Here is a 26,016-nt window from a genome sequence, read left to right as displayed (position 1 = left end):
TTCCTTATCAGCCGGTCACCGACGGCCCTGATTGCGGGGTTTGGGGCCGTGATGCCCGTTCTGTCGCGTGAGGTTTCACGCGTCCCCGTACGCCTCGCCGCCCGGAGCGAAGGCGGCGGTTCCGGCCGTGATGTCCGCCAGCCACGCCCGGAAGGCCTCCACGTCGGCGTCCGGCAGGCCGATCTCGATGGTGACCGCCTCGCCGTAGCGCACGTCCCGCACCGCACGCCCGGCCGCCCTCAGCTCGTTCTGCACCTTGCCGGCCCGCTGGTGGTCGACGGTCACGGTGGCCAGCCGGAAGCGGCGGCGGGTCAGGGTGCCGAGGGTGTCGAGCGCCTCGCCGACCGCTCCGCCGTACGCCCGGATGAGACCACCGGCGCCGAGCTTGACGCCACCGTAGTAGCGGGTGACGACGGCGACGACGTACCGCATGTCACGGCGCAGCAGCATCTGGAGCATGGGGACGCCGGCGGTGCCGCCGGGTTCGCCGTCGTCGCTGGCCTTCTGGATTCCGGCGTCGGCGCCGATGACGTAGGCCCAGCAGTTGTGCGTGGCGTCGGCGTGCTCCCTGCGGACGGCGGCGACGAACTCCTGGGCCTCCCGCTCGGTGGCGGCCGGGGCGAGGGCGCACAGGAAGCGGGAGCGGTTGATCTCGGTCTCGTGCACGCCCGCGCGGGCGACTGTGCGGTACTCGTCCTGCATCCGGCCAGCCTATGCGGACTGCGCGGGCGCCCTCCCGCCGGTGCCGTGCGGCGCCGGCGGCGGGCCGGGCGCCTTCCGGGCGCCGTCGGGGCCGCCGGCACCGGGGCGGCGGGCGCGAGGGCGGCCCGGCTCGTCCCGGGCGGGGCCGGTACGGCGACGGCGGACGCCGGGAACTTCACCGGGGCCGGCGCCGAGGCGCGCGGCACGGCGGGGTCCGGGGCGGAGACGCGCGGCACGGCGGGGTCCGGGGCGGAGGCCGGTGAGGCAGTCGTCACCGGCCGGGCTCGCGGCCCGCGGCAGGCACGTCCCGGCGGCCCCGGCGGACGCGGACGCTCCCGGTCACCGCTGCTCACGCGCCCCGCCGGCTCGGCGCACCGCGGCGCGGACACCCGGCGCGGCCGTCCCGTTGCCGCGCGGACACCCGGCGCGGCGGTCCCGTCGCCGCGCGGACACCCGGCGCGGCCGTCCCGTTGCCGCGCGGACGCCCGGAGGGCCGCGGTCCCTCTGTCGCGCGGACGCTCAGACGGTACGTCCCACGTCGCGCGTGAGGTCCAGGCCGAGGAGCCGGTCCGCGTAGGCGTACGCCTCGAAACGGGCGCCGTCCGCGAGGTCGGGCCGGGTCTCCACCTGCCCGAGGACGAGCAGCGCCGCGGACGCGTCCAGGTCGTCCTCCCAGGCGTCGCGCAGCCGGGCGCGCACGTCGTCGGGGATGGGCCGCGAGGGCTGCTCCGCCCAGCCGGCGACCGCGCCGCGCCAGCGTGCGAGGGTGCGGCGGGACTCCTCCAGCGCGTCGGTGTCCAGCCGCACGCGCCGGGTACGGGGGTGGCCGAGCAGGGCGAGGCGCCAGGCGGCGGGGTCGGGGTCCACGGCGGGCGTCACGGGGAGCGCGGTGTCGACGGGCGCCACGGCGATCCGCACGCCGCCGGTCGCACCGGCGTCCTCCTCGCGGGCCACGTGCACGACCTGGGCCTCGCCGAGCGCGGCGCCCAGACCGCGGCTGTCCTCGAACGGCCGGATCCCGAGGGCCGCGGCGCCCGCCCGCAGCTCCGCCTGTTCGCGGTCTCCGGTCAGCAGGGCCCACACGGGGGTGCCCCCCAGTTCCAGGGCGCGCACGAGCAGGTCGGCGACGAGGAGCACGCGCAGGCCGCAGGCGTCGAAGCCGGAGGCGTGCGCCTCGACGCGGGTCAGGCCACGGCGGGCCGGGGCGGCCTCCACGGGCTCGCCGGTTCGGGCGTCGGTGATGCGCAGCACGGCCCGAGCGTAGGCGGCCGGCGGCCCGCGCGCAGGCAAGTGGGGCACATTCCGTCCGGTGTGGCGAAGCGGGGCGGGAATCGGCGGCCGGTCCCCGGTGTTGCCGCGTCGGTGGGTTTTCACCGCGGGACACGAAGGAGAACTGTGGTGTACGGCGATGCGGCGACGGTGCGGAAGATCCTGACCGGGCTGGGTGACACCTGGGCCGTGGTGGGTCTGTCGAACAACCGCGGCCGTGCCGCCTACGGCGTCGCCGAGGTGCTGCAGCGGTTCGGCAAGCGGATCGTCCCCGTCCACCCCGCGGCGGAGACCGTGCACGGGGAGCAGGGCTACGCCTCCCTCGCGGACATCCCCTTCGACGTCGATGTCGTCGACGTCTTCGTCAACAGCCGGCTGGCCGGCCCGGTGGCCGACGAGGCGGTCGCCGTGGGCGCGCGGGCGGTGTGGTTCCAGCTGGGTGTCGTCGACGAGGCCGCCTGCGCGCGCGCCAGGGCCGCCGGGCTGGAGATGGTCATGGACCGCTGCCCGGCGATCGAGATCCCGCGCCTGACCGCCCGCTGATCACCCGTCACGCCGGACCGCCCCGACCGAGCGTGACCGCACTTGATCACTCCTGACAGGACACCGACATAATGCCGGGGTGACCCAGATCTCCCCCCACCCCGGCGCCTCCCCCTCCCGCGCCGCCTCCCCCTCCCGCCGTCCCGTCGTCGTGATCGGCGCCGGCCCCGCGGGGCTCACGGTCGGCAACATCCTCCGGGCCGCCTCCGTGGACTGCCTGGTCCTGGAGACGCAGTCCCGGCAGTTCATAGAGCAGCGCCCGCGCGCCGGTGTCCTGGAAGCGGGGGCCGTGCGGGGACTGCGCCGGCGCGGGCTGGCGGTGCGGCTGCTGGAAGGGGCGGGCCGGCACACCACCTGCGAGTTCCGCTTCGACGGCGAGCGCCACCGCTTCCCTTACACGGACATGACGGGTCAGCACCACTACGTCTGCCCGCAGCCGTTGCTCGTGAAGGACCTCGTGCACGAGTACGCCGACGTCCGGGGCGGCGACATCCGCTTCGGGGTGCGGGACGTGACCCTGCACGACATCGGCACCGACCATCCGTCGGTCTCCTACCGCTGCGCCGAGACGGGCGAACGGCACCTGGTGCACTGCGACTTCGTCGCCGGGTGCGACGGAGCGCGCGGGGTGAGCCGGGCGGCTCTGGCGCCCGCGCACGCCCGGATCGCACGGCACGACTACGGCGTCGGCTGGCTGGCGCTGCTCGCCGAGGCACCGGCGTCGGCCGACTGCGTCCTGTTCGGCGTCCACCCCCGCGGGTTCGCCGGCCACATGCCCCGCAGCGCCGAGGTGAGCCGCTACTACCTGCAGTGCCCGCCCGGCGACGACCCGGAGAACTGGCCGCACGAGCGGGTCTGGGCGGAACTGCGGCAGCGGCTCGCGGCGGCGGACGCCCCGCCGCTCCAGGAGGGCCGGCTGCTGGAGAAACGGGTGCTCGCCATGCACGACTACGTCGTGGAGCCGATGGCCTCCGGCCGGCTGTTCCTGGCCGGCGACGCGGCACACCTGACCGCGCCCATCGCGGCGAAGGGCATGAACCTGGCCCTGCACGACGCCTTCCTGCTCGGCGACGCGCTCGCCGCCCGGCTCATCACGGGCGACGACCGCCCTCTGAGCGGCTACTCGGCGGCGAGCCTGCGGCGGGTGTGGGACTACCAGGAGTTCTCCCAGTGGCTCTCCGACGTCTACCACGGCACGGCGTCGGGCGACCCGTACCGGGCGGGCACGACGCTGGCCCGGCTGCGCCGGCTGTTCACCTCACCGGCCGCCGCGGCCGCCTTCGCCGAGCAGTACCTGGGCACGGCCGCCCATCCGTGAGCGTGACTCGGGTCCGGGTGCGACGCAGCCCCGGGCGCGGACCCGGGTCTCGGCGCGGTTCGGGCCCGGGTACGGCTCAGGCTTGAGTGCGACCGAACCCCGAGCGCGGCTCGCCCCTGCACCGTATGGAGGGCGGCTCAGACCCCCAGCCCGTCGAGGACGACGGCCCCCGGCAGTTCCGCGAACGCCTTGCCCGGCATGAGGAGTTTGCCCCGCCGGCGGCCGCTGCCGACCAGGACGTACGGCAGGTCGACCACGGCCGAGTCCACGAGGACCGGCCAGTCCCCGGGGAGGCCGAGGGGGGTGATGCCGCCGTACTCCATGCCGGTCTCCCCCGTGGCGACCTCCATCGGCGCGAACGACGCCTTGCGTGCGTCGAGTTGGCGGCGCACCACGCCGTTGACGTCGACGCGCGTGGTGGAGAGCACCACGCAGGCCGCCAGCCGCGACTCGCCGCCGCGCTTGCCCGCGACCACCACGCAGTTCGCCGACCGCTCGAGGAGGTCGCGGCCGTAGTGCTCGACGAAGGTGGCGGTGTCGGCCCACTGCGGGTCGGTCTCGACGTAGACGAACTGGTCGGCGGGGACGCTGCCGCGCCAGTGGCGTACGGCGTCGGCGACCGGGCGGGTCAGCTCGTCGAGGCAGTCGGGGGCGGCGGTGGCCTGGTCGAAGTGGCCGATGGGTGCGCGCATGTCCGCACGCTAGCAACAGTGCGTGGGGCGCGGGCGGGCGTCTCAGTGCACGGGCGGGACGGAGACCGCCATCACCATGTTCATCGGCACGTCGCCGTGATTGGCGTAGCTGTGCGCCGCGCTGGCCTCGAACGACGCGCTCGCGCCCTCGGGCACGCGGTACTCCGTCCCGTCCACGACGAGGGTCAGTTCCCCGGCGGTGACGTGGACCAGTTCGAAGGTGCCCGCCGGATGCGGGTCGGACGCGCTGGACTCGCCCGGCACCAGCCGCCATTCCCACATCTCCAGCGGGCCGGGCGCCTCGGCACCGGCGAGCAGGCGGTTGTAGCTGCCCGCGTCGGTGTGCCACAGGCGGACCGCCTGGTCGCCGGGGACGACACGGACGCGGGGGCCCTGTTCGTAGTCGAGCAGCGTGGTGATGCTGACACCGAGGGCGTCCGCGATCTTGACGACGGTGCCCAGACTGGGGTTGGTGCGGGCCTGCTCGATCTGGATGAGCATGCCGCGGCTGACCGCCGCGCGGGCGGCGAGCGTGTCCAGGGTGAAGCCGCGCTCGCCGCGCCAGCGTTTGACGTTGCGCGCCAGGGACTGGGTCAGCAGTTCGAGGTCCGACACATTCCGTCCAATATTTTGGATGACAGAGATTAATTCACTGAACTACGGTGGGTTGCACCCGATCGTTCGCCGCACTGTACTGCGAGGCCACCGTGACAGCACTCTTCGCCCTGGCCACCAGCCTCCTGTGGGGCCTGGCCGACTTCGGCGGCGGACTGCTGACACGACGCAACCCGGCGCTGACCGTCGTCGTGGTGTCCCAGTCGATCGCGGCCGTGGTGTTGGGCGCGATCGTGCTCGCCACCGGCGGCTGGAGCGAGGCGGGCCCCCGGCTGTGGTGCGCGGTCGCCGCGGGTCTGGTCGGGCCGGTGGCCATGCTCTCCTTCTACAAGGCACTCGCGCTCGGCCCCATGGGAGTGGTCTCCCCGCTCGCCACCCTGAGCGTGGCGATCCCCATCGGGGTCGGCCTGGTGCTCGGTGAACGACCGGGACCGACGCAGATCGCGGGCATCGCGGTCGCCGTCACCGGCGTCGTCCTGGCCGGCGGCCCCCGGACGCGGGGCGCCACCGTGCAGCGGCGGACGATCTTGCTGACGCTCGTCGCGGCGGTCGGCTTCGGCACCGTGTTCGCGTTGATCGCCGAGGCCTCGACCACCGTCACCGGCCTGTTCCTGGCGCTCTTCGTGCAGCGCGTGACCAACGTGGCGGCGGGCGGCGCCGCGCTGTACGCCTCCGCGCGCCGCGGCGGCGAGGTGCTGCCCGCGACCGGCTTCCCGTGGACCTCGCTGCCGGCGCTCGCCTTCGTCGGTCTCGCGGACGTCGCGGCCAACGGCACCTACGCGGTCGCCGCGCAGCACGGCCCGGTCACCGTGGCCGCCGTCCTGGCCTCGCTCTACCCGGTGGTGACCGCGCTGGCCGCGCGCGGCTTCCTCAGCGAACGCCTCCGGGCCGTCCAGGCGGCGGGGGCGGGACTGGCGATGGTGGGCACCCTGCTGCTGGCGACCGGCTGAGGGACGCCACGTCGGTGACGCGCGCGGCGACGGCCGGGCGGCGCCGCGCCCGCTCGACCGGCTTCCGCCCCGGGCTGCCCGCCTGCGCCGTACCGCCTTCTGCTCCCCGACCGGCGTTCGCCGCCGGCTGCCGCCCTGCTCCCCGTCCGGCTGCCGCCCTGCCAGCCGCCGGGCTGCTGTCCTACTCCGGGGCGTTCTGCCCAGGAACTTTCTGCCCGGGGCCGTTCTGCCCCGGGCCGTCCTCGGCCAGTGCCGCGAGCGCCCGCAGCTGCTCCGGAGTGATGCCGTCCGGCAGCGGCACCGGCGCCGGGGTCCGCAGCGGCGGCTGCCAGCCCTCGTCGGGCGTCCAGCGGCGTACGACCCGGGCGGGCGCCCCGGCCACCACCGCGTGGTCGGGCACCTCCCCGCGGACGACCGCACCGGCGGCGACCACCACGTTCCGCCCGATCCTGGCGCCCGGCAGGACGACCGCACCGGTGCCGATCCAGCATCCCGGGCCGATCCGTACCGGCTCCATCCGCGGCCACTGCTTGCCGATGGACTGGTGCGGGTCGTCGTAGGAGTGGTTGGTGGAGGTGACGTACACGTAGGGACCGAAGTAGCAGTCGCTGCCGATGGTGACGGTGGTGTCCGCGATGACGTGGCTGCCGCGCCCGAGGACGACGCCGTCGCCGATGCGCAGGATCGGGTCCGGCCCGAGGTCGAGGTCGGGCATCAGCCCGGCGGTCAGCGTGACCTGCTCGCCGATGATGCAGTGGGCACCGAGGTGGATCCAGGGTTCGCCGAAGACCGTACCGAGCGGAAAGGCCAGTCTGGTACCTGTTCCCATCGCACCGAAGCGCAGCCGCCCGGGGTGTTCCGCCGTGACGGAACCCGTGCGCTGCACCCAGGCCCAGCCCGCGTGGACGGCGCGCTGCGCGAGGCGGCGCGACCATGAGGAGGACCGGGACGAGAACGTGTTCTTGCGCTGAGGCACCCGCTCACCGTACTCAGCCCCCGGTGGCCCCATCCGGCCGGACACCTGTGATCTTCACCCCACCGGATGACGTACGGTGCCGTGGTACCGGGCCCGGACGGGGCCGTGGACGGCAGGGGAAGGCGGGACGATGGCGACGCAGAAGGCGCTGATCACGGGCATCGGCGGGCGGGAGCCGCAGGTGGACGCGGAGGCGTTCGTGGCCCCCACGGCGACGGTGATCGGTGCGGTGACGCTCGGCTCGGGCGCGAGCGTCTGGTACGGGGCGGTGCTGCGCGGTGACGTGGAACGGATCTCCGTCGGCGCGCACAGCAACGTGCAGGACAACTGCACGCTGCACGCCGATCCGGGTTTCCCCGTCAGCGTCGGTGAGCGCGTCTCCATCGGCCACAACGCCGTGGTGCACGGCGCCACGGTCGAGGACGACTGCCTGGTCGGGATGGGCGCGACGGTGCTGAACGGGGCGGTGATCGGGGCGGGATCGCTGGTGGCCGCGCAGGCCCTGGTGCCGCAGGGCATGCGGGTACCGCCGGGATCACTGGTCGCGGGCGTGCCGGCCAAGGTCAGGCGGGAACTGACCGAGGAGGAACGGCAGGGGATCACGCTCAACGGCACGATGTACGCGGAACTGGCCGAGGCGCACCGCGACGTCCACGCGCAGGAGCACCCGCCGACCGGGAGCCGGTAGCGGACCGACCTCGGGGAGCCTGTAGCGGACCGACCTCGGGAAACCGGTGGCGGGCCGTCCCGCCGGGAGTGCGAGACCGCCCGCCGGACGGGTCCGGTGCCAGGCCGGTCCGGCGGGGAACGCGAAGAGGCGGTGCGCCCCGGGCGGGGCGGGCGCGCGCGGGCGCTACTCGCCGGCCGCGACCGGCTCCGCCGCCTCGGTCTCCTGCTGGTGGGCGGCCTGCGCCTTCTTGGCCTTGCGCTTGATCACCAGGAACGACACGAGGCCGATCAGCACGGCCGCCACCAGGCCGAGCCAGGAGAACTTCTTCAGCCAGGACTCGGCGACGACCCCGATGTAGTAGATGGCGGCCGTGGTGCCGCCCGCCCAGCAGATGCCGCCGAGGACGTTGGCGATCAGGAACTTCCAGTACGGCATGTGCAGCACGCCTGCGAGCGGGCCCGCGAAGATGCGCAGCAGGGCGACGAAGCGGCCGAAGAACACCGCCCACATGCCCCACTTCTGGAAGGACCGTTCCGCCGTGGCGACATGACCCTCGCTGAAGTGCTTGGGGAACTTGTCGCCGAGCCAGGCGAGCAGCGGTCTGCCGCCCTTGCGGCCGATGGCGTAGCCGATGGAGTCACCGATCACCGCGCCCGCGGTGGCGCACGCGCCGAGCACGACGGGGTTGATGCCCGAATGCTGGGAGGACAGCAGCGCGGCGGAGACCAGGACGATCTCGCCGGGCAGCGGAATGCCCAGGCTCTCCACTCCGATGACCAGTGCCACCACCGCGTAGACAGCGGCCGAAGGCACCGTGTCGAGCCAATCCTGGACGTGCACCGCCGGTTCCTCCCCGATTCGCGTCCGTGCGTTCACGAAAGGCGCCACGAAGGCGCGCCCCCCAGGAAGCGTACCGGGTCGGCTCAGGCTTCCGGCGTGCCCTGAGCGCCGTCGGCGCCGGAGCCGGGGAACCGGGCGAGCGCGGCCCGGACCGTGCGCGAAGGCCGGTGACGGGGCCGGGGCGGTGATCTTCGAGGTCAGCGAGGTGGGGAGCTTGCGTCTGCCGCCCCGCGAGACCCCGCCGCTGGAGCCCACCGCCGCCTCAGCGTCCGGCACGAGTCCGGCCCGCCCCGGCCACGCGCCGCCTCCCGCCCTGACCCCCGCCTCCGTCCTCCGCCCGGGCCGGCCGTCAGTTGTTGGGGCGGAGGGTCCAGACCACGGTCATCTCCGTGGTGACGGCGCCGTCCTCGCGCTGGATCTCCACGGTCACCGGGAACTCGGGGCGCTTGCCCTCGTCGAGTTCGGCGACGACCTCGGCGGCGGGGCGGCCGAGGGTCGCGGTGGCCCGGACCGGGCCCAGGGCGATCTTCTTGAAGGCGATCCGGGCGTCGACCGGCAGCGGCACCGCCCTCGCGAGCTGGTCACCGAAGGCGGCCAGCACGATCGCACCGCTGGCCGACTCCCCCAGCGTGAACATCGCGCCGGCGTGCGGGCCTCCGACGTGGTTGCGGTACTCCTCCTGGTCCGGCAGGGCGAGCACGGCCCGCTCCGGCGTGGTCTCCAGGTACTCGAGGTTCAGGGTGCGCACCATCGGCACCGTGGCGGCGAGCAGCTCGCCGATCGACATCTGATCTGCGTTCATGGCCGAAGGTTACTCATGAGTAGCCCGCGCTGACCAGACCGGACGCCGCCTCTCCCCCTCCGCTTTCCGGTACGTCCCTGACAAGGCCCGGTGACCGGATCGTGTCCCCGGAGCCCTAGGGTTACTGCTCATGTGGCCAGGACAGCAGCCGCCCGGGGGCGAGCAGAACCCGCAGGACCCGCAGAGCAACCCGTACCAGCAGCCGGGGTACCAGCAGCCGAATCCGTATCAGCAGCCCGGCTACCAGCAGCCCAACCCGTATGCCCAGCAGCCTCCGCAGCAGCCGCAGCCGCAGTGGGGCGCGCCGGTGCCTCCCGGCATGCCGCAGCCGCCGGCCGGCGGTGGCGGCGGGAACGGCGGGGGCGGCGGCAACCGGACGAAGATCGTCGCGATCGTCGCGGCGGCGGCCGTGGTGGTGGCCGCCGGTGTGACCGGCTTCCTGGTGCTCGGCGGGAAGAAGGACGACACGGCGAACGGCGGTGGCAAGGACTCCGGCGCGACCCCGCCGGTGTCCGGGACCGCGTCGGCGCCCGCCTCCACCGGCACCGGCCCCTCCGGCTCCGCCCCGGACGACAACCCCCGGGGCAACGAGACCGAGAAGCCGCAGATCGCGGGCTGGAAGGTCGTCGTCAATCCCAAGTGGGGCGTCGCCTTCGACGTGCCCGCGGACTGGGAGGTCAAGCCGCCGGGTGTCGGCGTCAGTTTCGAGGACCACAAGACCGGCAAGCTGCTCGCGGTCATGTCCGGGCTCGCCCAGGACAAGTCGAAGTGGTGCACGTCCGACGACGACAAGGACGGGCGTACCGAGAGCACGTCCTTGGCCACCATGGGCGTCAAGGGCGCCGACGGCGCGAAGAACACCGACGAGGTCGCGGTGAACACGGTGCCGTGGTGGGTGTACGGCGGTTTCACCCAGCCCGACAAGAAGAGCATCTCCTTCGACAAGAAGGCCCAGCCCTTCAAGACCACCTCGGGCATCGAGGGCAGCATCGCCTGGGCCCAGTCGACGAAGACGCCGATGAAGGGCAAGTGCGCGACCGACGGCAAGGCGCTCACCTTCGGCTTCAAGAACTCCGCCGGCGACTTCGTGTCGTGGAACTTCTACGGCGTGAAGGGCGTCCGCGACGAGGTGCCCAAGGCGACCGTCATGAAGGTCCTCGCCACGGTCCGCCTGCACGGGACGCCCACCGGAGGGTGACGGCGAGGGCGGCGGCCGGAACCGGCAGCCGCACCGGCGGGTGACAGCGGCGGCGGGTGCCGGCGACTGCGCCGCGGGGGGCGTTCAGCCGATGCCGAACGCCCCGCCCGGCGGCTCGGGCGACGCCACTGCGTCCTCGTCCCGCACCGGCCGGACGGCGCCGACGAACTCCCGCAGCGCGGCGCCGTGTTCCACCCGGGCGGGGAACGTGTCCGAGGCGGTGCGCCGGGCCAGGGCGGCCGTCTCGATCGGGCGGTGCGAGGCGATCAGCACCACGTTGCCGAAGCGGCGCCCCCGCAGCACGCCCGGCTCGGCGATGAGCGCGATCTCCTCGAACACCGCGGCGAACGTGGCGAGTTGGGAGCGCAGGAACGCGAAGGGCGCGGCGTCCGCGAGGTTGGCCAGGTAGACGCCGTCGGGCCGCAGCACGCGCTCCGCCTGACGCGCGTAGGCGAGGGAGGTGAGGTGCGCCGGGACCCGGGAGCCGCCGAATACGTCGGCGATCAGCACGTCGGCCGCGTCGGCCGGGGCGGTTTCCAGCCAGGCGCGGGCATCGGCCGCGTGCAGGTCGATGCCCGATCCCTGGGGCAGCGGGAGATGTCCGACGACCAGTTCCAGCAGGCCCCGGTCGGCCTCGACCACGTCCTGGCGTGAACCCGGCCGGGTCGCCGCCACGTACCGGGGCAGCGTGAGGGCGCCGCCGCCCAGGTGCAGCACGTCCAAGGGACGGCCCTCCCGCGCCACGGTGTCCAGCACGTGCCCGAGCCTGCGCGCGTACTCGAACTCCAGGTGGGTGGGCGCGTCCAGATCGACGTACGACTGCGGCGCGCCGTCCACGGTCAGCAGCCACGCGCGCTCGCGGTCGACGTCGGGCATCAGTTTGGCGGTCCCGTGATCGACGGCGCGGCTCACGGGTATGGGCTCGGTCACCCCACCATTGTGCCGGGACGGCCCTCCCACCGGACAGGCAGGCGCGGTGCGGGCACGCACGCGGGCACCGGCGGCCCCCGCCGGTGCCGTGCCACCGGCCACCGCCGATGGCACGGCACCCGCACCTCACGGGCCGGGAAATCGCGGCCCGAGGTCACGGCCGCGCGTCACGACCGGGAGCCACGGCCGGAAGTCACGGCCGGCAGCCGTGACCCGGGAGGCCGCTCGCAGCCGGCCGTCCTCAGCCGACGGTGGTCACGGTCCCCGCCCCCACCGTCCGGCCGCCCTCGCGGACGGCGAAGCCCAGGCCCGGCTCCAGGGGCACCTCGCGGCCCAGTTCGACCGTCATGGTGACCGTGTCCCCCGGCCGCGCGAGTCCCGCCTCGCCGAGGTCGACGTCGCCGACCACGTCCGCGGTGCGGATGTAGAACTGCGGCCGGTACCCCGTGGCGACCGGGGTCGTCCGGCCGCCCTCGCGCGCCGACAGCACGTACACCCGCGCCGTGAACCGCCGCCGGGGCCGCACGCTGCCGGGCGCCGCGACGACGTGCCCGCGACGGACCGCGCCGCGCGGGACCCCGCGCAGCAGCAGCGCCACGTTGTCCCCGGCCTGCGCCTCCTCCATCGGCTTGCCGAACGTCTCCAGGCCGGTGACCACCGTCTCGGTCTCCGCGCCCAGCACCTCGACCCGGTCCCCGACGCGGACCCTGCCCCGTTCCACGGCTCCGGTGACGACGGTGCCGCGGCCGGTGATGGTGAGCACGTTCTCCACCGGCAGCAGGAACGGCGCGTCGAGGTACCGCTCGGGCACCGGCACATAGGTGTCCACCGCGTCGAGCAGCGCCTCGACCGACGCCGTCCAGCGGGGGTCGCCCTCCAGCGCCCTCAGCCCGGAGACCCGCACGACCGGTACCGCGTCGCCGGGGTATCCCTGCCGGGTGAGCAGGTCGCGGACCTCCAGCTCGACGAGGTCGGTCAGTTCGCCGTCGCCCGCGTCGGCCTTGTTGAGCGCGACGACGATGTGGTCGACGCCCACCTGCCGGGCGAGCAGGACGTGTTCGGCGGTCTGCGGCATGATCCCGTCGAGCGCGGAGACCACGAGGATCGCCCCGTCGAGCTGAGCGGCGCCGGTGACCATGTTCTTCACGTAGTCGGCGTGACCGGGCATGTCGACGTGCGCGTAGTGCCGGGTGTCGGTCTCGTACTCGACGTGCGCGATGTTGATGGTGATGCCGCGGGCGGCCTCCTCCGGAGCCCGGTCGATGCGGTCGAAGGGCACGAACGTGCCGGTGCCGCGCTCGGCCAGGACCTTGGTGATGGCGGCGGTCAGGGTGGTCTTGCCGTGGTCGACGTGCCCCATCGTGCCGATGTTCAGGTGCGGTTTGGTGCGTACGTACGCCGTCTTGGGCATGGCTGTACCTCGAAGCCTGGTGGTGAAGGTGACGCGGGACCCCGAAGGAGTGCCGACCCTCCCCCTGCGGGGTCCGCCGGACGATCCGGGGAGGGTCAGCTTCGGGCGCCGTCGACTGCGGCGACGAGGATCCGGACGGCAGCCTTCGGAGCATCCGCGACCGCGGATGCTGCGAGGAGGAAGGCGTGCCGGAACATGGGTCGATCATCGCCGAGGGGCGGCCGCGCGTCGAATGGTTTTCGGCCCGGCCAGGACACCGGCGGCGTTCAGGGGGCCGATGTTCCGCAGGGCCTCCCGCACCGACAGCGGCGCGAACCGGCCCCGTTCGCGGGCCACGAAGTCCCGTACGGCCTGCGGGTCCGTCTTGGCGTACTCGCGCAACGACCACCCGATGGCCTTGCGCACGAAGAAGTCCGGGTGCCCGGCCTGGCGCACGCAGTAGGCGAACAGGCGCGCGCTGTCGGTGCGTTGCCGGTAGCGGAGCTGGTGGAGCAGGGCGGTGCGGGCGGCCCAGAGGTTCTCGTCAGCGATCCAGGCGTCCATGTCCGCCGTCAGCCGGGGGTCGGCGGCGACGAGCGGGCCGACGACGTGTGCCGCGAGCAGGTCCACGGTGTCCCACCAGGGGACGGTGGTGATCAGGTGCCGTGCCACGGGCAGGAACGCCGAGGAGCAACGCCCCACGTGGCGGCGCAGGTAGTCGACGGCGAAGTACTGGTACTCGCGCTCGGGCAGCTCCCAGCAGCGCAGCGCGATCGCCGTGCAGTCGGCCTCGTCTGGCCGGGGCGTGCCCGCGAGGACGGTGCGGGACAGGGCGCGGCGCACGGGTGCGGTCAGACCGAGGAAGGGGGCGACGTCCTTCATGTACGCGCGCAGGGCGGGGGCCCGTCGGGGGTCGGCCGCGGCGGCGTAGGCGGTGGTCAGCCGCTCCAGGACGGTGTCGGCGAGAGCGCTGTCCGGCACCGCCGGGGTGCCCGCGTCTGTGACCCTCATGAGACGAACCATACGGCGATCAGACACACCTGTCGGTTACTGTCACCAGATGCTCGATGCCACCAACCGCTCTGGGGGCACCGCCACGGCCTCTCCCCGGGCCGGCGTCACGGAGCCGGGCGCCGCCGTCCTCACGGCCGCGCCCCTCACCCTCACCGCGTCCGCCCGTTGCGCCAGAGTCCTGCTGTCGCCCTGGGCGCGGCTGTCCCTGCTGCTCGCGCTGCTCGCGGCGGCCGGTGCGTGCGTGCTGCTCTTCCAGCCGCAGCGGCTGCTGGCGCACGGCTGGCCGCCGCAGCTCGGCGGGTTCGCGGCGGTCCTGCTGTTCGCGGCGGCGTACGGTCTGTGCACGGTGGCGTTCGTGCCGCGTCCGTTGCTGAACCTCGCCGCGGGCGCGCTGTTCGGCTCGGCGCTCGGGCTTGCGGCGGCGCTGGCCGGTACGGTCCTCGGCGCCGGGATCGCCTTCGGTCTGGGGCGTGTGCTGGGCCAGGACGCGCTGCGGCCGCTGCTGCGGGGCAGGTTGCTGAGGGCGGCGGACGGTCAGCTGAGCCGGCACGGGTTCCGTTCGATGATGGCGGCCCGGCTGTTCCCGGGGGTGCCGTTCTGGGCGGCCAACTACTGCGCCGCCGTCTCCCGCATGGGCTGGCCGGCGTTCCTGCTCGCGACGGCGCTCGGGTCGGTTCCGAACACCGCCGCCTACGCGGTCGCCGGGGCCCGCGCCGCCACGCCGACCTCACCGGCGTTCCTGATCGCGATGGCCTGTATCGCCGTCCCGGCGCTGGCGGGCGCGGCGATCGCCTGGCGCAAGCGGCATCATCTGCGCGGGCGTTGAGGACACCGGCATCGAGGACACCGCCGTCGGAACCACACCCTGCCGTAAAGTGTCGGTAAAGCCCGGGTAGGGATCTCGTCATGTCGACGGGCTACGCTGCCCCTCGGCGCAGCGGTCCCGGCTCCCGGCGGCCCGGGTGCGCGCTGCGCCCGTCGCCCTCTCCCGCCCGGCACTTGGACTCGGTACCTCCATGTCTTGGTTCGCATCGCTCGTCCTCGGACTCGTCCAGGGGCTGACCGAGTTCCTCCCCGTCTCCTCCAGCGCGCATCTGCGGCTGACGGCCGCCTTCTCCGGCTGGGAGGACCCCGGCGCCGCCTTCACCGCGATCACCCAGATCGGCACGGAGTCCGCCGTGCTGATCTACTTCCGCAAGGACATCGGCCGGATCGTCGCGGCCTGGTCCCGCTCGCTCCTCGACGCCTCGATGCGCCGCGACCCCGATGCCCGGACGGGCTGGCTGGTGATCGTGGGTTCCGTGCCGATCGGGGTGCTCGGCCTGACGCTCAAGGACCAGATCGAGGGGCCGTTCCGTGATCTGCGGGTGACCGCGGCCATGCTCGTCGGGGTCGGCGTGGTCATCGGCGTCGCCGACCGGCTGGCGGCGCGCGACGAGAAGGGCGGCCGGCACCGGGCGCCGCAGCAGCGCAAGGACCTGCGGGACCTGGGAGTCAAGGACGGTCTGGTCTACGGCTGCTGCCAGGCCATGGCGCTCGTGCCCGGGGTGTCCCGCTCCGGCGCCACCATCAGCGGCGGGCTGTTCATGGGCTACCGGCGCGAGGCGGCGGCCCGTTACTCCTTCCTGCTGGCCGTTCCCGCCGTACTGGCCTCGGGCGCCTTCGAGTTGAAGGACGCGATGGAGAGCGGCCAGGTGGCGTGGGGGCCGACGCTGTCGGCGACGGTGGTCGCCTTCGTGTCCGGGTACGCGGTCATCGCATGGTTCATGAAGTACATCTCGACCAAGAGCTTCATGCCGTTCGTCCGGTACCGGATCGCACTCGGTCTCGTCATCATCGGGCTGGTCACGGCCGGCGTGCTCAGTCCCCACGCCGCCGAGTCGGCGGGGTGAGCGGGCGGGAGTGGGCGGACGGAGGCGGCGACGGTGACCGACTCCATACGGTTCCCGTAGCCGTCCGGTAGCGCAGCGTCAGTGCTTGCCCCTACGCTTGTGGCCATGTCCCCCAATTCCATGGCCCTTGGTTCCGTGCGGTCCGCCGCCGAGCTGAACGAGCAGATCCGGGCGCTCTGGCTGCGTGCGGGCGGGTCGCTGACGGCCCAGGAGCGTGCGGAGTACGAGCTGCTGGTGGTCGAGTGGGCCGCCGCCATCCGGGGCCGGGTGGTGGAAGCGGCGTGAGGCCACGCCGGAGCCGCTGACGCCCCGGGACAGCCCTCCGGCCACCGGGCGGCGGTGCGGTGTCAGCGTCCGCCGGAGACCCGCAGGACCGCTCCCGACGCGTAGGAGGCGTCCGGTGACATCAGCCAGGCGACGGCGGCGGCGATCTCCTCGGCCCGCCCGGGGCGGCGCAGCGGAATGCCGGCGGCGGCGCGGTGGGCCCGGTCCGGGTCGCCCATCGCCGCGTGCATCTCCGTGTCGATCATGCCGGGTGCGACCGCGTTGACGCGGATGCCCTCCGGGCCCAGTTCCTTGGCCAGCCCCAGGGTCAGCGCGTCCACGGCGGCCTTCGTCGCCGCGTAGTGGACGTACTCGCCGGGGCTGCCGAGGGTGGCGGCGGCGGACGACACGTTCACGATCACGCCATTTCCGCGCGGGCCCATCAGCTGGGCCGCACGCCGTGAACACAGCAGCGTGCCCAGGAGGTTGACGTCCACGACGCGGCGCAGGTCGGCGGTGTCCGTATCGGCGAGCCGGCCCAGCGGCCCGGTCACGCCGGCGTTGTTGACCAGGCCCGTCACGGGCCCCAGCCGCTCCTCGGCCGTGGCGAAGAGCCGCTCGACGTCCGCTTCGACGGAGGTGTCCACGCGCACGGCGACACTGCGTGCCCCCGCCTCCAGCACCTCGTCCGCGACGGCTTCCGCGGCGCCGGTGTCACGGACGTAGCCGATCACCACGTCATGCCCGTCGGCCGCCAGCCGCCGGCAGACGGCGGCGCCGATGCCCCGGCTGCCGCCGGTGACGACCGTCACGAGACGCTTCATACCGACCTCCGGTCTCCTCGCCCGCTGCCTGCCACACCCGCGTCACGCGCCGGCGGGTGGCCCGGATGTGATCATCCTAGGTCCTGTCGTCGAATTCCCGTCGTCCGCCCGGAGGGCGGGCCTCGCGGCGTCAGGTGCGTGCTCTCGGCGTGCCGGGCCCTGACCCTCGTACTGGACGTACTCGGGTCTGGGCCCGGTGCGGCGAGAGTGCGTGCATGGCGCCGCGAGGCAGGCGGGAATTCGACGACAGGGCCTAGGCCCGCGGGCGCGTGGGCACCTGACCGGCCGACGGCCGCGGAAGCGGCACGGCGGCCCCCTCCAGCTCACCCGACCGGCCCAACACGCGCACCTCGGCCGCGAGCGGACGGTGATCCTTCCCGCCGACGGCACGAACGCCCTACTCTGCTGCCGCACGCGGTGAACCGGAGCGGCCGGTCCGCGCGATGTCACCGAGCCGGCGGGATCCTCCGTGTGCTCGACGAACCAGGGGGAGACAGTGGTGCGCGTGGTGCGCCGTACGACGGCCGGCCTGGCGGTGGCCGGCCTCATGACCATGTACGCGCTGACCGCGTGCGGGCCCGGACCGGCCCCCGCAACAGGCGCAGGACCCGGGCACGCCGGGACCTCCGGCGGCCCGGCCAGGCCGCTGAGCGAGCGGGCCCTGGAGCAGGCAGCGATCACCGGTACGGATCTCAAGGGCTACGAGGTCCGGTTCATGGCGACGGCAGCCCCGGCGGCTCACCGGGCGGCCGCCCCTGCCGCCTGCACCCCCGTCGTTCACGCCCTGGGCGCAGGCAGCGGCTTCACCGCCACAGCCCGCGCCGGTCGGCAGCTCTTCTCCGAGGAGCACGGCCCCGGAGCCACCATGACCCTGTCGTCACACAGTCTCCGGGACGCCACACGAGTGATCGGCGCCCTGCGGACCGCCGCCGAGCGCTGCCGGACCTTCGAGGACGTCCAGGCGGGCTTCCGCTACGAAGCCGTCGCGCTGCGGCCCGACCCGGACTACGGCGACGCCTCCGTGTCTCTGCGCCTCACCCAGCTCGCGGCCGGCGACCAGGGCGAGCGGCCGGTCCGGGTTCCGTACGCCGTCGTGGCCGTCCGGCTGGGTACGACGGTCGTCATGTTCTCCGCGTTCCACCGCCCCGGACGTTCCGGGGGCGAGGGCCCGGCCGTCGTGCCGGACGTGATCATCAGGACCCAGCTGGCCAAGCTCGGCGAGGCCACGGCTGCGGAGTGAGGGGGGTCGCCCACTGACCCGGGGCGCAGGGAGCGGGCCTGGGAGCCGCAGGTCGTCCGGCCGGTTCCGTACGGCCGGGGAGCCGTCCGGCGCCGGCCGCGCCGCCCCCGGTCGTACGGACCGCCGGACATCCGCAAGCAGGCGGCCGGTTCGTGGAGCGTCCGGGCTGTCCGGGCCGTCGCCCGCCTGCGCGCAGGGGCTGGCGGCGCGCACACTGGAAGCCGTCCGAAGATCGCCGGGTAAGCGGAGCCGTCCACGGGTAGGAGGGCGCCCTATGAAGACGTCAGGCCGCTCGCTCGGCTCCCCATGGCGGCGTTCGGTGCTCGCCGCCCTCGCCGGTGCGCTGCCGATGCTCGCCTTCCCCGCTCCGGCGCTGTGGTGGTTCGCGTACGTGGCGCTCGTCCCGTGGATTTTGCTGGCCCGCTGCGCGCCGACCGGGCGGCGGGCCGCGTACGACGGCTGGTGCGGCGGCCTGGGCTTCATGCTGGCCGTGCACCACTGGCTGCTGCCGAGCCTGCACGTGTTCACGGTGGTGCTGGCGGCGCTGCTGGGTGCGCTCTGGGCGCCCTGGGGGTGGCTGGTGCGGCGGTTCCTCGGCGGCACGCCCTCCGCCGGCCGCTGCGCGGCCTCCCTCGTCGTGCTGCCGTCGGCCTGGCTGGCCGTCGAACTCGTCCGGTCCTGGCAGGGGCTGGGCGGCCCCTGGGGCATGCTGGGCGCCAGCCAGTGGCAGGTGGCGCCGGCCCTGCGTCTGGCCTCGGTCGGCGGTGTGTGGCTGCTGAGCTTCCTGGTGGTGGCCGTCGACGTGGCGGTCGCCGTGCTCGTGGCGGTGCGCGGGGTCCGGGCGCCCGCGGTGGCCTGCCTCGCCGCCACCGCCGCGCTGACCTCGGCGGCCTGGGTCTGGGCACCGCGCCCGGAGGTCGACGGCCGGGTCCGCATCGCCGTGGTCCAGCCGGGCATGATCGGCGGGACCGACAGCGGGCAGCGGCGGTTCGACCGCGAGGAGCAGCTGACCCGCGGCCTAGTGGGACGCCACGTCGACCTGGTCGTCTGGGGGGAGAGCAGCGTCGGGTTCGACCTCGCGCAGCGGCCGGACCTGGCCCGGCGGCTCGCGGCCCTCTCCCGGGAGGCCGGCGCGGACGTCCTGGTCGACGTGGACGCCCGGCGCTCCGACCGGCCCGGCATCTACAAGAGTGCCGTGCTGATCGGCCCGGACGGCCCGACCGGCGACCGCTACGACAAGATGCGGCTGGTCCCGTTCGGCGAGTACGTCCCGGCCCGCTCGCTGCTGGGCTGGGCGACCTCCGTCGGCAAGGCCGCCGGCGAGGACCGCAGGCGGGGCACCGGACAGGTGGTCATGGACGTCGGCCACGGACTGCGCATCGGTCCGCTGATCTGCTTCGAGACCGCGTTCCCCGACATGAGCCGGCACCTGGCGCGGGACGGTGCCGGGGTGCTGCTGGCCCAGTCCTCGACCTCCACGTTCCAGCACAGCTGGGCGCCCGGGCAGCACGCCTCGCTCGGGGCGCTGCGCGCCGCCGAGACCGGGCGCCCCATGGTGCACGCCACGCTGACCGGGGTGTCCGCCGTCTACGGCCCGGACGGCCGGCGCGCCGGCCCCTGGCTCGGCACCGGCGCGAGCACGGCGCGGGTGTACGACGTACCGACCGCGCACGGCGTCACCCTCTACGTCCGCTACGGCGACTGGCCGGTGCTCGCGGCGCTGCTGGTGCTGGCCGCGCTGTGCGTGACCGAGGGGGTGCGGGCGCTGCTCAGGCCGCGCCGGAGCGCTCCAGCACCGTCCGCAGGACGCGCTCGCACAGCTCGTGGGTCTCCAGCGCGTCCCGGGCGCTGAGGACCGTGCCCGCGCGGACCGCGTCCAGGAAGGCCAGCACGGCCTGTTCGATGCCGCGCTGGCGGGCGACGGGCACCCAGTCGCCGCGCCGGCGCACGGTCGGCTGTCCCTTGTGGTCGATGGTCTCGGCGAGGTTGACCACCTGGCGCTTGGTGTCCTGTCCGGAGACCTCGAGGATCTCCTCCGCGGAGCCGCTGAGGCGGTTCATCACGCCGAGCGCGGTGAACCCGTCCCCCGCGAGCTGCAGCACGACGTGGTGCAGCAGTCCGTCGCGCATCCGGCCGCGCACGGTGACGTCGTCGACCGGTCCCGGCACCAGGAACCGCAGGGTGTCCACGACGTGGATGAAGTCGTCGAGGATCATCGTGCGGGGCTCCTCGGGCAGCCCCACGCGGTTCTTCTGCAGGAGGATCAGCTCGCGCGGGTGCTCGGCGCACTGCGCGTATCCGGGCGCGTGGCGGCGGTTGAAGCCCACCATGAGCGAGACGCCGCGTTCTTGGGCGAGTTCCACCAGCCGGGCGGAGTCGGCGAGTTCGTAGGCGAGCGGTTTGTCGACGTACGTGGGTACGCCGGCCTCCAGGAGCCGGGTGACGATCTCCGGGTGGACGGCGGTGGGGGCGTGCACGAAGGCCGCGTCGAGGCCCTGTGCGAGCAGGGCGTCCAGGTCGGTGTGGCGCCGGCCGGCGGGCAGGTGCAGGCTGTCGGCGACCCGCTGCAGCGTGGCGGGCGTCCGGGTCTGCAGGTGCAGGTCGACTCCGGACTGTGTGCCCAGCACCGGCAGGTACGCCTTCTGGGCGATGTCGCCCAGTCCGATGCAGCCGACCTTCACGTGTTCTCCCTCGCCGTTCCGTCCGCGTCCGCGGTTCCTGCCCGCACGGCAGCATACGGGCGCCGCGTGGGCCGCCGGCGGGCGATGCCCCGTCGAAGCCGCGCGGTGGCGCTCCCGGCGGGGGGCCGGGAGCACGCGGCGCTCGGTCGCCCCGCGTGCCCGCACCGGGCGCGAGCCCGTTCACCGGTGCGCCGGGCGCGCGGCTCCCCGCTCTCGACGAGGTGCGGGCGGGGCCGGGGGAACCGCCGGCCGGCCTGCTCCGCGGCGGGGAAAACCCGTGGTGTGCGGGCCACGCCTGAGCGACGATCGTCGCATGACGACGACCGAACGCCGCGAGCCCGCCCTGACAGCCGACGAACGCACCATGCTGGAGGGCTGGTTGGACTACCACCGCCAGACCCTGGCGTGGAAGTGCGAGGGCCTGACCGACGAACAGCTGCGCACCGCCTCCACCCCACCGTCCGACCTGACCCTGCTGGGCCTGGTGCGGCACATGGCGGAGGTGGAGCGGAGCTGGTTCCGCAGGGTGCTGGCCGGTGAGGACGCCGGGCCGATCTACTACGACGAGGAGGACCCCGACGGCGACTTCCACGTCACCGGCACCGACACCTGGGCCGAGGCCCACGCCACCTGGCAGGCCGAGATCGAGGCCGCACGCCGCCTCTCCGCGGGCGTCGGCCTGGACGACCTGTCGAAGGGCAGGAGCAGGTTCACCGACGAGGCCTTCAACCTGCGGTGGATCTACACCCACATGATCGAGGAGTACGCCCGGCACAACGGCCACGCCGACCTGATCCGCCAGCGCATCGACGGGGCGACGGGCGACTGACGGGACGGGCCCCGAGCCGGGGCGGGTCCCGAGCCGGGGCGGGGGGGGTGGTGCGCGGCCGCGCCGGCCGGCGGCACCGGCGTCGTCACCCACCCGCACCGCGCCGACTGCACGGGCGTAGTCACCCACCCGCACCGCGCCGACTGCACGGGCGTCACCCACCCGCACCGTCCGGACTCCCTACGGGGCGGGAGATCACCCGTGCGGGGCATCCTCCGCCGGTCCGCGGGCCGCGCGCGCCCCGGACGCAGCAGAGTGGCGCGGGTGCATCGAACGACGACCGCCGCAACGCTCCTGCTCACCATGGCCGTCTCGGCCCTGACCGGCTGCGTCACGGTCCAGCGGCCGGCTTCCGGCGGGCCGGGGCCGGGAGCGGCCTCCGCCGCTGCCCCGGCACCGCGCCCGGAGGGCGGCACCGGGCCGCGCGCCGTCCAGGCTCCCGCCCGGGAGGCCCTGGAACGCGCGGACTCCTCCGGCTCCCCCGAACCGCCCGCGCACCCGCACCCGCCCGCCGCCCCGCACCCGGCCGCACCCGCGGCCCCGGTCAGCGCCCCGGCACCGCGCGCGCGGCACCCGCACCCGCACCCGGCACCGCACTCCCCCGGCCGTCCCGCGCACCGCCCCGCGCCGGCACGGCCTCCCGCGGCACACCACGGCCAGGCTCCCGCCGCGCAGGGAGCGCCGCCCGCCGGCCCGGGCGTCTGCGCGCTCGGCAAGCAGTACGGCGGCTGGCGTGCGAACAGTCCCGAGGCGAAGATCTGCGGCCAGACCTACGGCCGCTGAGCGCCGCCGCTACGACCGCTGCCGGGGCGGTCCCCCCGGATCCCCTCCGGCGCCGGGCCCGCCGTCGCCCAGCCGCAGCTCCAGCCGGTGGATCGCCGCGCGCACCCCGTCGCCGTAACTGTCGTCGGCGAGGCCGCCGGCCGTGCCGCGAGCGTGGCGGAGGTGGCTCCGGGCGGCCTCACAGCGGCCGAGCTTCACGTAGTCGGCGGCCAGGTTCAGGTGCAGGGACGGGTACAGGGCGCGGGCCGCCGCAGGGGCGCCCTCGGACCCGGCGCGCCGCTCGTCCGTGAGTTCTTCGGCGGCCGACAGCGCTCTGAGGTCCCAGGCCAGTTCGTCGCAGGGGTCGTCCTGGGTGTCGGCCATGTAGTGGGCCAGCGTGCAGCGGTGCAGCGGATCGCCGTCCGCGCCGATCTCCCGCCACAGGGCCAGGAACCGGAGCCGGGCCTCCTCGCGGTCACCGGCGTGGTGCAGCATGACGCTCTGCCCGATCCGCGTCAGCACGGCGTCGTCCGCGGTCTCCTCCTGCCGCTCCGCCACCCGTCCTCCAGCCCTGTCCCCGACCCGACTCCCCCGACGCTAACGGCACCCACGGGCATTCCGGCTCAGGCTGCCCGCGGGAGGGCCGCGTCTCACCCCGAGTCCGGACACCGGCGGCGGTACGGGCCGGGGCAACGGCACCCCGACGCCGCCGGAGGACGCGCCACCCGACAACGGCACCAGGCACGTCCCCCGGCCCCTGCCTACCGCCACCGGCCACCGGCCCCCGGCCCCCGGCCCCCACTGGGACCGGTACCGGAACCCGGGCCGGATTCCGGCACCGGAACGGACTCAGCCCAGGTCCGGAATCCGCCAGTCGATCGGCTCGTGCCCCTGCCGCGCCACCGCCTCGTTGATCTGTGTGAAGGGACGCGAGCCGAAGAACCTCTTCGCCGACAGGGGGGAGGGGTGCGCGCCCTTGACCACCACGTGCCGGGTCTCGTCGATCAGGGGAAGCTTCTTCTGCGCGTAGTTGCCCCAGAGCACGAAGACCGCCGGGTCGGGCCGGCCGGCCACCGCCCGGATCACCGCGTCGGTGAACTTCTCCCAGCCACGGCCCTTGTGCGAGTTGGCCTCGCCGGAGCGGACCGTGAGCACCGCGTTGAGCAGCAGCACGCCCTGTTCGGCCCACGGCATCAGATAACCGTTGTCCGGGACGGGGGTGCCCAGCTCCTCGTGCATCTCCTTGTAGATGTTGCGCAGCGAAGGCGGGACCTTCACACCGGGGCGCACCGAGAAGCACAGGCCGTGTCCCTGACCCTCGCCGTGGTACGGATCCTGTCCGAGGACGAGGACCTTCACCCGGTCGTACGGCGTGGCGTCCAGCGCCGCGAAGACCTCCTCGCGCGGCGGGTAGACGGGACCCCTCGCCCGCTCCTCCTCGACGAACTCGGTCAGCTCCTTGAAGTAGGGCTGCTGCAGTTCGTCGCCCAGAACCCCGCGCCAGGACTCGGGCAGCATGGCGATGTCGGTCACGTCACGTCCTCACGATGTGCGGTCACTTCCTGCTCACCGAAACTACAGGCGACCACTGACAACGCTCCCGCGCCCCCGGCAACGCCCCGCCTACCAGTCGGTCTTGCGGTACAGCTCCCACATGGCCGTGATCGTCGACGGGTCGAGCGCGCGCTCGCCGCCGGAGATGTCGTCGCCGGCGGCCACGTACTGCCTGCCCTGCCACGGCGGCAGCAGCCGGGCGTCGTCCGCCAGGACCTGCTGCGCCTGCTCCAGCTGCTTCACCACCGCCGCCAGGGCTTTTATGACCACGTCGTCATCGCGGCGGGCGGCTTCGCGCGTCCGGAAACAGGCGTCGGAGCGGTCGGGAGAACGCCGGTGGGCCGCCCTGTCCAGGACGGCCCACCGATGGGAAGGATCAGCTCACGCCGGTGTCACCGGCCAGGAGGTTCAGCTCACTCCGGCGTTGAGGAAGATGCCGCCGTCGACGACGAGCGTCTGCCCGGTGATCCAGTCGGACTGCGCGGAGGTGAGGAACGCCGCCGCGCCGCCGATGTCGGAGGGGACGCCGAGGCGGCCGAGGGGGTAGGCCGCGGCGGCCTCCTCCTCGCGGCCCTCGTACAGGGCCTGGGCGAACTTCGTCTTCACCACGGCCGGGGCGATGGCGTTGACCCGCACCTTCGGCGCGAACTCGTGCGCGAGCTGCTGGGTCAGGTTGATCATCGCGGCCTTGCTGATGCCGTACGCGCCGATGAACGGCGAGGGGGCGAGGCCGGCGACGGAGGAGATGTTCACGATGGCGCCGCCGTGGTCCTTCTGCCAGGCGTGCCAGGTGCGCTGGGCGAAGCCGAGCGCGGAGACGACGTTGGTCTCGAAGACCTTGCGCGCCACGTTCAGGTCGAGGTCGGCGATCGGGCCGAACACCGGGTTGGTGCCGGCGTTGTTGATCAGGTGGTCGACGCGGCCGAACGCCTCCATGACGCGCTCGACGGCCTCCGCCTGGTGGGCCTCGTCGTGGGCCTTGCCCGCGACACCGATGGCCCGGTCGGCGCCGAGCCGGTCCACGGCCTCCTTCAGGGCGTCCTCGTTGCGGCCGGTGATGCACACCCGGTCGCCCCGGGCCACCAGTGCCTCGGCGATGCCGTAGCCGATGCCGCGGCTGGCGCCGGTGATGAGGGCGACCTTGCCCGAGGGCTCGGCGGGTTCCACGGAAGTCATGTGCGTGTTTCCTTAGTCGAGCGGTCCGCCGGCGACGTAGAGCACCTGGCCGGAGACGAAGCCGGCGGCGTCGCCCGTGAAGAAGGCGATCGCGTTGGCGATGTCCTCCGGCTCGCCGACGCGCTGCACCGGGATCTGGGTCGCGGCGGCGGCCTTGAAGTCCTCGAAGCCCATGCCGACGCGGTCGGCGGTGGCCTTGGTCATCTCGGTGGCGATGAAGCCCGGGGCGACGGAGTTGGCGGTGATGCCGAACTTGCCCAGTTCCTTGGCGAGGGTCTTGGTGAAGCCCTGCAGACCCGCCTTGGCGGCGGAGTAGTTGACCTGGCCCCGGTTGCCGAGCGCGGAGGACGAGGAGAGGTTGACGATCCGGCCGAAGCCCGCGTCCACCATGTGCTTCTGGACCGCGCGGGTCATCAGGAACGAGCCCCGCAGATGCACGTTCATGACGGTGTCCCAGTCGGAGACGCTCATCTTGAACAGCAGGTTGTCACGGAGCACGCCCGCGTTGTTGACGAGGATCGTGGGCGCGCCGAGCTCCTCGGCGATGCGCGCGACCGCCGCTTCCACCTGGGCCTCGTCGGAGACGTCGGCGCCGATCGCGACGGCCCGCCCGCCGGCCGCGGTGATCTTCTCCACGGTGTCCTTGCAGGCGGCCTCGTCGAGGTCGATCACGGCGACGGCACGGCCCTCGGCGGCCAGTCGTACGGCGGTGGCCGCGCCGATGCCGCGCGCGGCACCGGTGACGACGGCGACCCGCTGGTCAGTGGTGGACATTGCTGCTTCTCCTCGCCCTTGAGAGAACCCGGTGTGCGGTGAGCAACCGCTTAGTACCTTCGGTGCATGTGACGCTAGAAGCCCTGGCACCCGGTGTCAACGGCACACCGG

General features: G+C 74.0%; 28 protein-coding genes and 1 pseudogene. 12 read left to right on the top strand and 17 right to left on the bottom strand.

The window, feature by feature from the left end; all coding sequences use genetic code 11:
- Positions 1 to 75: 75 nt before the first annotated feature.
- Entirely contained in the window at positions 76 to 702 is a 627-nt protein-coding gene (locus tag AC6I72_RS27100; RefSeq protein WP_498003746.1) for a YigZ family protein, read from the bottom strand.
- 519 nt (positions 703 to 1,221) lie between these two features.
- Entirely contained in the window at positions 1,222 to 1,953 is a 732-nt protein-coding gene (locus AC6I72_RS27095; protein ID WP_498003745.1) for a hypothetical protein, read from the bottom strand.
- 147 nt (positions 1,954 to 2,100) lie between these two features.
- Here AC6I72_RS27095 and AC6I72_RS27090 point away from each other — a divergent pair, with 147 nt between their 5' ends.
- Both AC6I72_RS27090 and AC6I72_RS27085 read left to right on the top strand, forming a co-directional pair.
- Positions 2,101 to 2,514 (top strand): CoA-binding protein, encoded by a 414-nt coding sequence (locus tag AC6I72_RS27090; protein WP_498003744.1) that lies wholly within the window; start codon positions 2,101 to 2,103, stop codon positions 2,512 to 2,514.
- Positions 2,515 to 2,593: 79 nt separating this feature from the next.
- Positions 2,594 to 3,832, top strand: a complete 1,239-nt coding sequence (locus AC6I72_RS27085) for a 4-hydroxybenzoate 3-monooxygenase (RefSeq protein ID WP_498003743.1) — start codon at positions 2,594 to 2,596, stop codon at positions 3,830 to 3,832.
- A gap of 137 nt (positions 3,833 to 3,969) precedes the next feature.
- Here AC6I72_RS27085 and AC6I72_RS27080 read toward each other — a convergent pair whose 3' ends face one another.
- Both AC6I72_RS27080 and AC6I72_RS27075 read right to left on the bottom strand, forming a co-directional pair.
- Positions 3,970 to 4,524 carry a YbaK/EbsC family protein gene (locus AC6I72_RS27080; RefSeq protein WP_498003742.1) on the bottom strand — a complete coding sequence of 185 codons (555 nt, stop codon included), beginning with the start codon at positions 4,522 to 4,524 and terminating at the stop codon, positions 3,970 to 3,972.
- 42 nt (positions 4,525 to 4,566) lie between these two features.
- A complete protein-coding gene (locus AC6I72_RS27075) occupies positions 4,567 to 5,139 on the bottom strand; it encodes a cupin domain-containing protein (RefSeq protein WP_498003741.1) in 573 nt (190 codons plus the stop codon).
- A 92-nt stretch (positions 5,140 to 5,231) separates the two neighbouring features.
- Here AC6I72_RS27075 and AC6I72_RS27070 point away from each other — a divergent pair, with 92 nt between their 5' ends.
- Positions 5,232 to 6,089 (top strand): EamA family transporter, encoded by an 858-nt coding sequence (locus AC6I72_RS27070; protein ID WP_498003740.1) that lies wholly within the window; start codon positions 5,232 to 5,234, stop codon positions 6,087 to 6,089.
- 181 nt (positions 6,090 to 6,270) lie between these two features.
- Here the strand turns inward: AC6I72_RS27070 and AC6I72_RS27065 are convergent, their stop codons facing one another.
- Positions 6,271 to 7,098 (bottom strand): acyltransferase, encoded by an 828-nt coding sequence (locus AC6I72_RS27065; protein WP_498003739.1) that lies wholly within the window; start codon positions 7,096 to 7,098, stop codon positions 6,271 to 6,273.
- A gap of 97 nt (positions 7,099 to 7,195) precedes the next feature.
- Between AC6I72_RS27065 and AC6I72_RS27060 the strand changes: the two genes are divergently transcribed.
- Entirely contained in the window at positions 7,196 to 7,753 is a 558-nt protein-coding gene (locus AC6I72_RS27060; protein ID WP_498003738.1) for a gamma carbonic anhydrase family protein, read from the top strand.
- A 165-nt stretch (positions 7,754 to 7,918) separates the two neighbouring features.
- Here the strand turns inward: AC6I72_RS27060 and AC6I72_RS27055 are convergent, their stop codons facing one another.
- A complete protein-coding gene (locus AC6I72_RS27055; protein WP_498003737.1) occupies positions 7,919 to 8,575 on the bottom strand; it encodes a DedA family protein in 657 nt (218 codons plus the stop codon).
- A 349-nt stretch (positions 8,576 to 8,924) separates the two neighbouring features.
- Complete coding sequence (locus AC6I72_RS27050) at positions 8,925 to 9,362, bottom strand: DUF4442 domain-containing protein (protein WP_037856531.1); 438 nt, start codon at positions 9,360 to 9,362, stop codon at positions 8,925 to 8,927.
- A 145-nt stretch (positions 9,363 to 9,507) separates the two neighbouring features.
- Here AC6I72_RS27050 and AC6I72_RS27045 point away from each other — a divergent pair, with 145 nt between their 5' ends.
- Positions 9,508 to 10,575 carry a DUF8017 domain-containing protein gene (locus AC6I72_RS27045; protein ID WP_498003736.1) on the top strand — a complete coding sequence of 356 codons (1,068 nt, stop codon included), beginning with the start codon at positions 9,508 to 9,510 and terminating at the stop codon, positions 10,573 to 10,575.
- Positions 10,576 to 10,659: 84 nt separating this feature from the next.
- On the opposite strand, the gene AC6I72_RS27040 is transcribed toward AC6I72_RS27045, so the two are convergent.
- From AC6I72_RS27040 to AC6I72_RS27030, 3 genes are all read right to left on the bottom strand, one after another.
- Positions 10,660 to 11,505 (bottom strand): spermidine synthase, encoded by an 846-nt coding sequence (locus AC6I72_RS27040; protein ID WP_498003735.1) that lies wholly within the window; start codon positions 11,503 to 11,505, stop codon positions 10,660 to 10,662.
- 241 nt (positions 11,506 to 11,746) lie between these two features.
- Positions 11,747 to 12,916, bottom strand: coding sequence for an elongation factor Tu (gene tuf / locus AC6I72_RS27035; protein WP_498003734.1), 1,170 nt, complete (start codon positions 12,914 to 12,916; stop codon positions 11,747 to 11,749).
- Between the two features lie 204 nt (positions 12,917 to 13,120).
- Positions 13,121 to 13,906: a DNA alkylation repair protein gene (locus tag AC6I72_RS27030; RefSeq protein ID WP_498003733.1), complete on the bottom strand. Its 786-nt coding sequence runs from the start codon at positions 13,904 to 13,906 to the stop codon at positions 13,121 to 13,123.
- A 49-nt stretch (positions 13,907 to 13,955) separates the two neighbouring features.
- On the opposite strand from AC6I72_RS27030, the gene AC6I72_RS27025 reads away from it, so the two are divergent.
- From AC6I72_RS27025 to AC6I72_RS27015, 3 genes are all read left to right on the top strand, one after another.
- Positions 13,956 to 14,735 (top strand): TVP38/TMEM64 family protein, encoded by a 780-nt coding sequence (locus AC6I72_RS27025; protein ID WP_498003731.1) that lies wholly within the window; start codon positions 13,956 to 13,958, stop codon positions 14,733 to 14,735.
- Positions 14,736 to 14,925: 190 nt separating this feature from the next.
- Positions 14,926 to 15,801, top strand: a complete 876-nt coding sequence (locus tag AC6I72_RS27020; protein ID WP_498003730.1) for an undecaprenyl-diphosphate phosphatase — start codon at positions 14,926 to 14,928, stop codon at positions 15,799 to 15,801.
- 105 nt (positions 15,802 to 15,906) lie between these two features.
- Positions 15,907 to 16,086, top strand: coding sequence for a hypothetical protein (locus AC6I72_RS27015; protein ID WP_498003729.1), 180 nt, complete (start codon positions 15,907 to 15,909; stop codon positions 16,084 to 16,086).
- Between the two features lie 62 nt (positions 16,087 to 16,148).
- On the opposite strand, the gene AC6I72_RS27010 is transcribed toward AC6I72_RS27015, so the two are convergent.
- Positions 16,149 to 16,889, bottom strand: a complete 741-nt coding sequence (locus AC6I72_RS27010; RefSeq protein WP_498003728.1) for an SDR family NAD(P)-dependent oxidoreductase — start codon at positions 16,887 to 16,889, stop codon at positions 16,149 to 16,151.
- 469 nt (positions 16,890 to 17,358) lie between these two features.
- On the opposite strand from AC6I72_RS27010, the gene AC6I72_RS27005 reads away from it, so the two are divergent.
- Complete coding sequence (locus AC6I72_RS27005) at positions 17,359 to 18,129, top strand: hypothetical protein (protein WP_498003727.1); 771 nt, start codon at positions 17,359 to 17,361, stop codon at positions 18,127 to 18,129.
- A gap of 274 nt (positions 18,130 to 18,403) precedes the next feature.
- Positions 18,404 to 19,981: an apolipoprotein N-acyltransferase gene (lnt, locus tag AC6I72_RS27000; RefSeq protein WP_498003726.1), complete on the top strand. Its 1,578-nt coding sequence runs from the start codon at positions 18,404 to 18,406 to the stop codon at positions 19,979 to 19,981.
- On the opposite strand, the gene AC6I72_RS26995 is transcribed toward lnt, so the two are convergent.
- Positions 19,899 to 20,810, bottom strand: coding sequence for a Gfo/Idh/MocA family protein (locus AC6I72_RS26995; protein WP_498003725.1), 912 nt, complete (start codon positions 20,808 to 20,810; stop codon positions 19,899 to 19,901). The genes lnt and AC6I72_RS26995 overlap by 83 nt on opposite strands.
- 313 nt (positions 20,811 to 21,123) lie before the next feature.
- On the opposite strand from AC6I72_RS26995, the gene AC6I72_RS26990 reads away from it, so the two are divergent.
- Together AC6I72_RS26990 and AC6I72_RS26985 are read left to right on the top strand one after the other, a co-directional pair.
- Positions 21,124 to 21,639, top strand: a complete 516-nt coding sequence (locus AC6I72_RS26990; protein WP_498003724.1) for a DinB family protein — start codon at positions 21,124 to 21,126, stop codon at positions 21,637 to 21,639.
- Between the two features lie 264 nt (positions 21,640 to 21,903).
- Entirely contained in the window at positions 21,904 to 22,422 is a 519-nt protein-coding gene (locus AC6I72_RS26985) for a hypothetical protein (protein ID WP_498003723.1), read from the top strand.
- Positions 22,423 to 22,431: 9 nt separating this feature from the next.
- Here the strand turns inward: AC6I72_RS26985 and AC6I72_RS26980 are convergent, their stop codons facing one another.
- From AC6I72_RS26980 to fabG, 5 genes and pseudogenes are all read right to left on the bottom strand, one after another.
- Positions 22,432 to 22,959 carry a hypothetical protein gene (locus AC6I72_RS26980; protein ID WP_498003722.1) on the bottom strand — a complete coding sequence of 176 codons (528 nt, stop codon included), beginning with the start codon at positions 22,957 to 22,959 and terminating at the stop codon, positions 22,432 to 22,434.
- 291 nt (positions 22,960 to 23,250) lie between these two features.
- A complete protein-coding gene (gene ung / locus AC6I72_RS26975) occupies positions 23,251 to 23,934 on the bottom strand; it encodes a uracil-DNA glycosylase (protein WP_498003721.1) in 684 nt (227 codons plus the stop codon).
- 90 nt (positions 23,935 to 24,024) lie between these two features.
- Positions 24,025 to 24,207, bottom strand: a pseudogene (locus AC6I72_RS26970) (ABC transporter substrate-binding protein); the annotation flags it as partial.
- A gap of 156 nt (positions 24,208 to 24,363) precedes the next feature.
- Positions 24,364 to 25,131, bottom strand: coding sequence for an SDR family oxidoreductase (locus AC6I72_RS26965; protein WP_498003720.1), 768 nt, complete (start codon positions 25,129 to 25,131; stop codon positions 24,364 to 24,366).
- 12 nt (positions 25,132 to 25,143) lie between these two features.
- The gene (fabG, locus tag AC6I72_RS26960) at positions 25,144 to 25,905 is read right to left on the bottom strand and encodes a 3-oxoacyl-ACP reductase FabG (protein ID WP_498003719.1); all 762 of its coding nucleotides are present in this window, start codon (positions 25,903 to 25,905) and stop codon (positions 25,144 to 25,146) included.
- Positions 25,906 to 26,016 lie beyond the last annotated feature (111 nt).

This window comes from Streptomyces sp. Xyl84, from assembly GCF_059731885.1.
The sequence above is the reverse complement of the archived record's forward strand: the minus strand, read 5'-3'. Positions and strand labels throughout refer to the sequence as shown.

What these genes read in the sequence shown, in the direction of transcription:
- AC6I72_RS27100 (WP_498003746.1), bottom strand. Translation starts at nt 702, where the DNA reads ATGCAGGACGAGTACCGCACAGTCGCCCGCGCGGGCGTGCACGAGACC.
- AC6I72_RS27080 (WP_498003742.1), bottom strand. Translation starts at nt 4,524, where the DNA reads ATGCGCGCACCCATCGGCCACTTCGACCAGGCCACCGCCGCCCCCGAC.
- AC6I72_RS27065 (WP_498003739.1), bottom strand. Translation starts at nt 7,098, where the DNA reads ATGGGGCCACCGGGGGCTGAGTACGGTGAGCGGGTGCCTCAGCGCAAG.
- AC6I72_RS27060 (WP_498003738.1), top strand. Translation starts at nt 7,196, where the DNA reads ATGGCGACGCAGAAGGCGCTGATCACGGGCATCGGCGGGCGGGAGCCG.
- AC6I72_RS27050 (WP_037856531.1), bottom strand. Translation starts at nt 9,362, where the DNA reads ATGTCGATCGGCGAGCTGCTCGCCGCCACGGTGCCGATGGTGCGCACC.
- AC6I72_RS27045 (WP_498003736.1), top strand. Translation starts at nt 9,508, where the DNA reads ATGTGGCCAGGACAGCAGCCGCCCGGGGGCGAGCAGAACCCGCAGGAC.
- tuf (WP_498003734.1), bottom strand. Translation starts at nt 12,916, where the DNA reads ATGCCCAAGACGGCGTACGTACGCACCAAACCGCACCTGAACATCGGC.
- AC6I72_RS27030 (WP_498003733.1), bottom strand. Translation starts at nt 13,906, where the DNA reads ATGAGGGTCACAGACGCGGGCACCCCGGCGGTGCCGGACAGCGCTCTC.
- AC6I72_RS27025 (WP_498003731.1), top strand. Translation starts at nt 13,956, where the DNA reads ATGCTCGATGCCACCAACCGCTCTGGGGGCACCGCCACGGCCTCTCCC.
- AC6I72_RS27020 (WP_498003730.1), top strand. Translation starts at nt 14,926, where the DNA reads ATGTCTTGGTTCGCATCGCTCGTCCTCGGACTCGTCCAGGGGCTGACC.
- AC6I72_RS27015 (WP_498003729.1), top strand. Translation starts at nt 15,907, where the DNA reads ATGTCCCCCAATTCCATGGCCCTTGGTTCCGTGCGGTCCGCCGCCGAG.
- AC6I72_RS27010 (WP_498003728.1), bottom strand. Translation starts at nt 16,889, where the DNA reads ATGAAGCGTCTCGTGACGGTCGTCACCGGCGGCAGCCGGGGCATCGGC.
- lnt (WP_498003726.1), top strand. Translation starts at nt 18,404, where the DNA reads ATGAAGACGTCAGGCCGCTCGCTCGGCTCCCCATGGCGGCGTTCGGTG.
- AC6I72_RS26990 (WP_498003724.1), top strand. Translation starts at nt 21,124, where the DNA reads ATGACGACGACCGAACGCCGCGAGCCCGCCCTGACAGCCGACGAACGC.
- AC6I72_RS26965 (WP_498003720.1), bottom strand. Translation starts at nt 25,131, where the DNA reads ATGACTTCCGTGGAACCCGCCGAGCCCTCGGGCAAGGTCGCCCTCATC.
- fabG (WP_498003719.1), bottom strand. Translation starts at nt 25,905, where the DNA reads ATGTCCACCACTGACCAGCGGGTCGCCGTCGTCACCGGTGCCGCGCGC.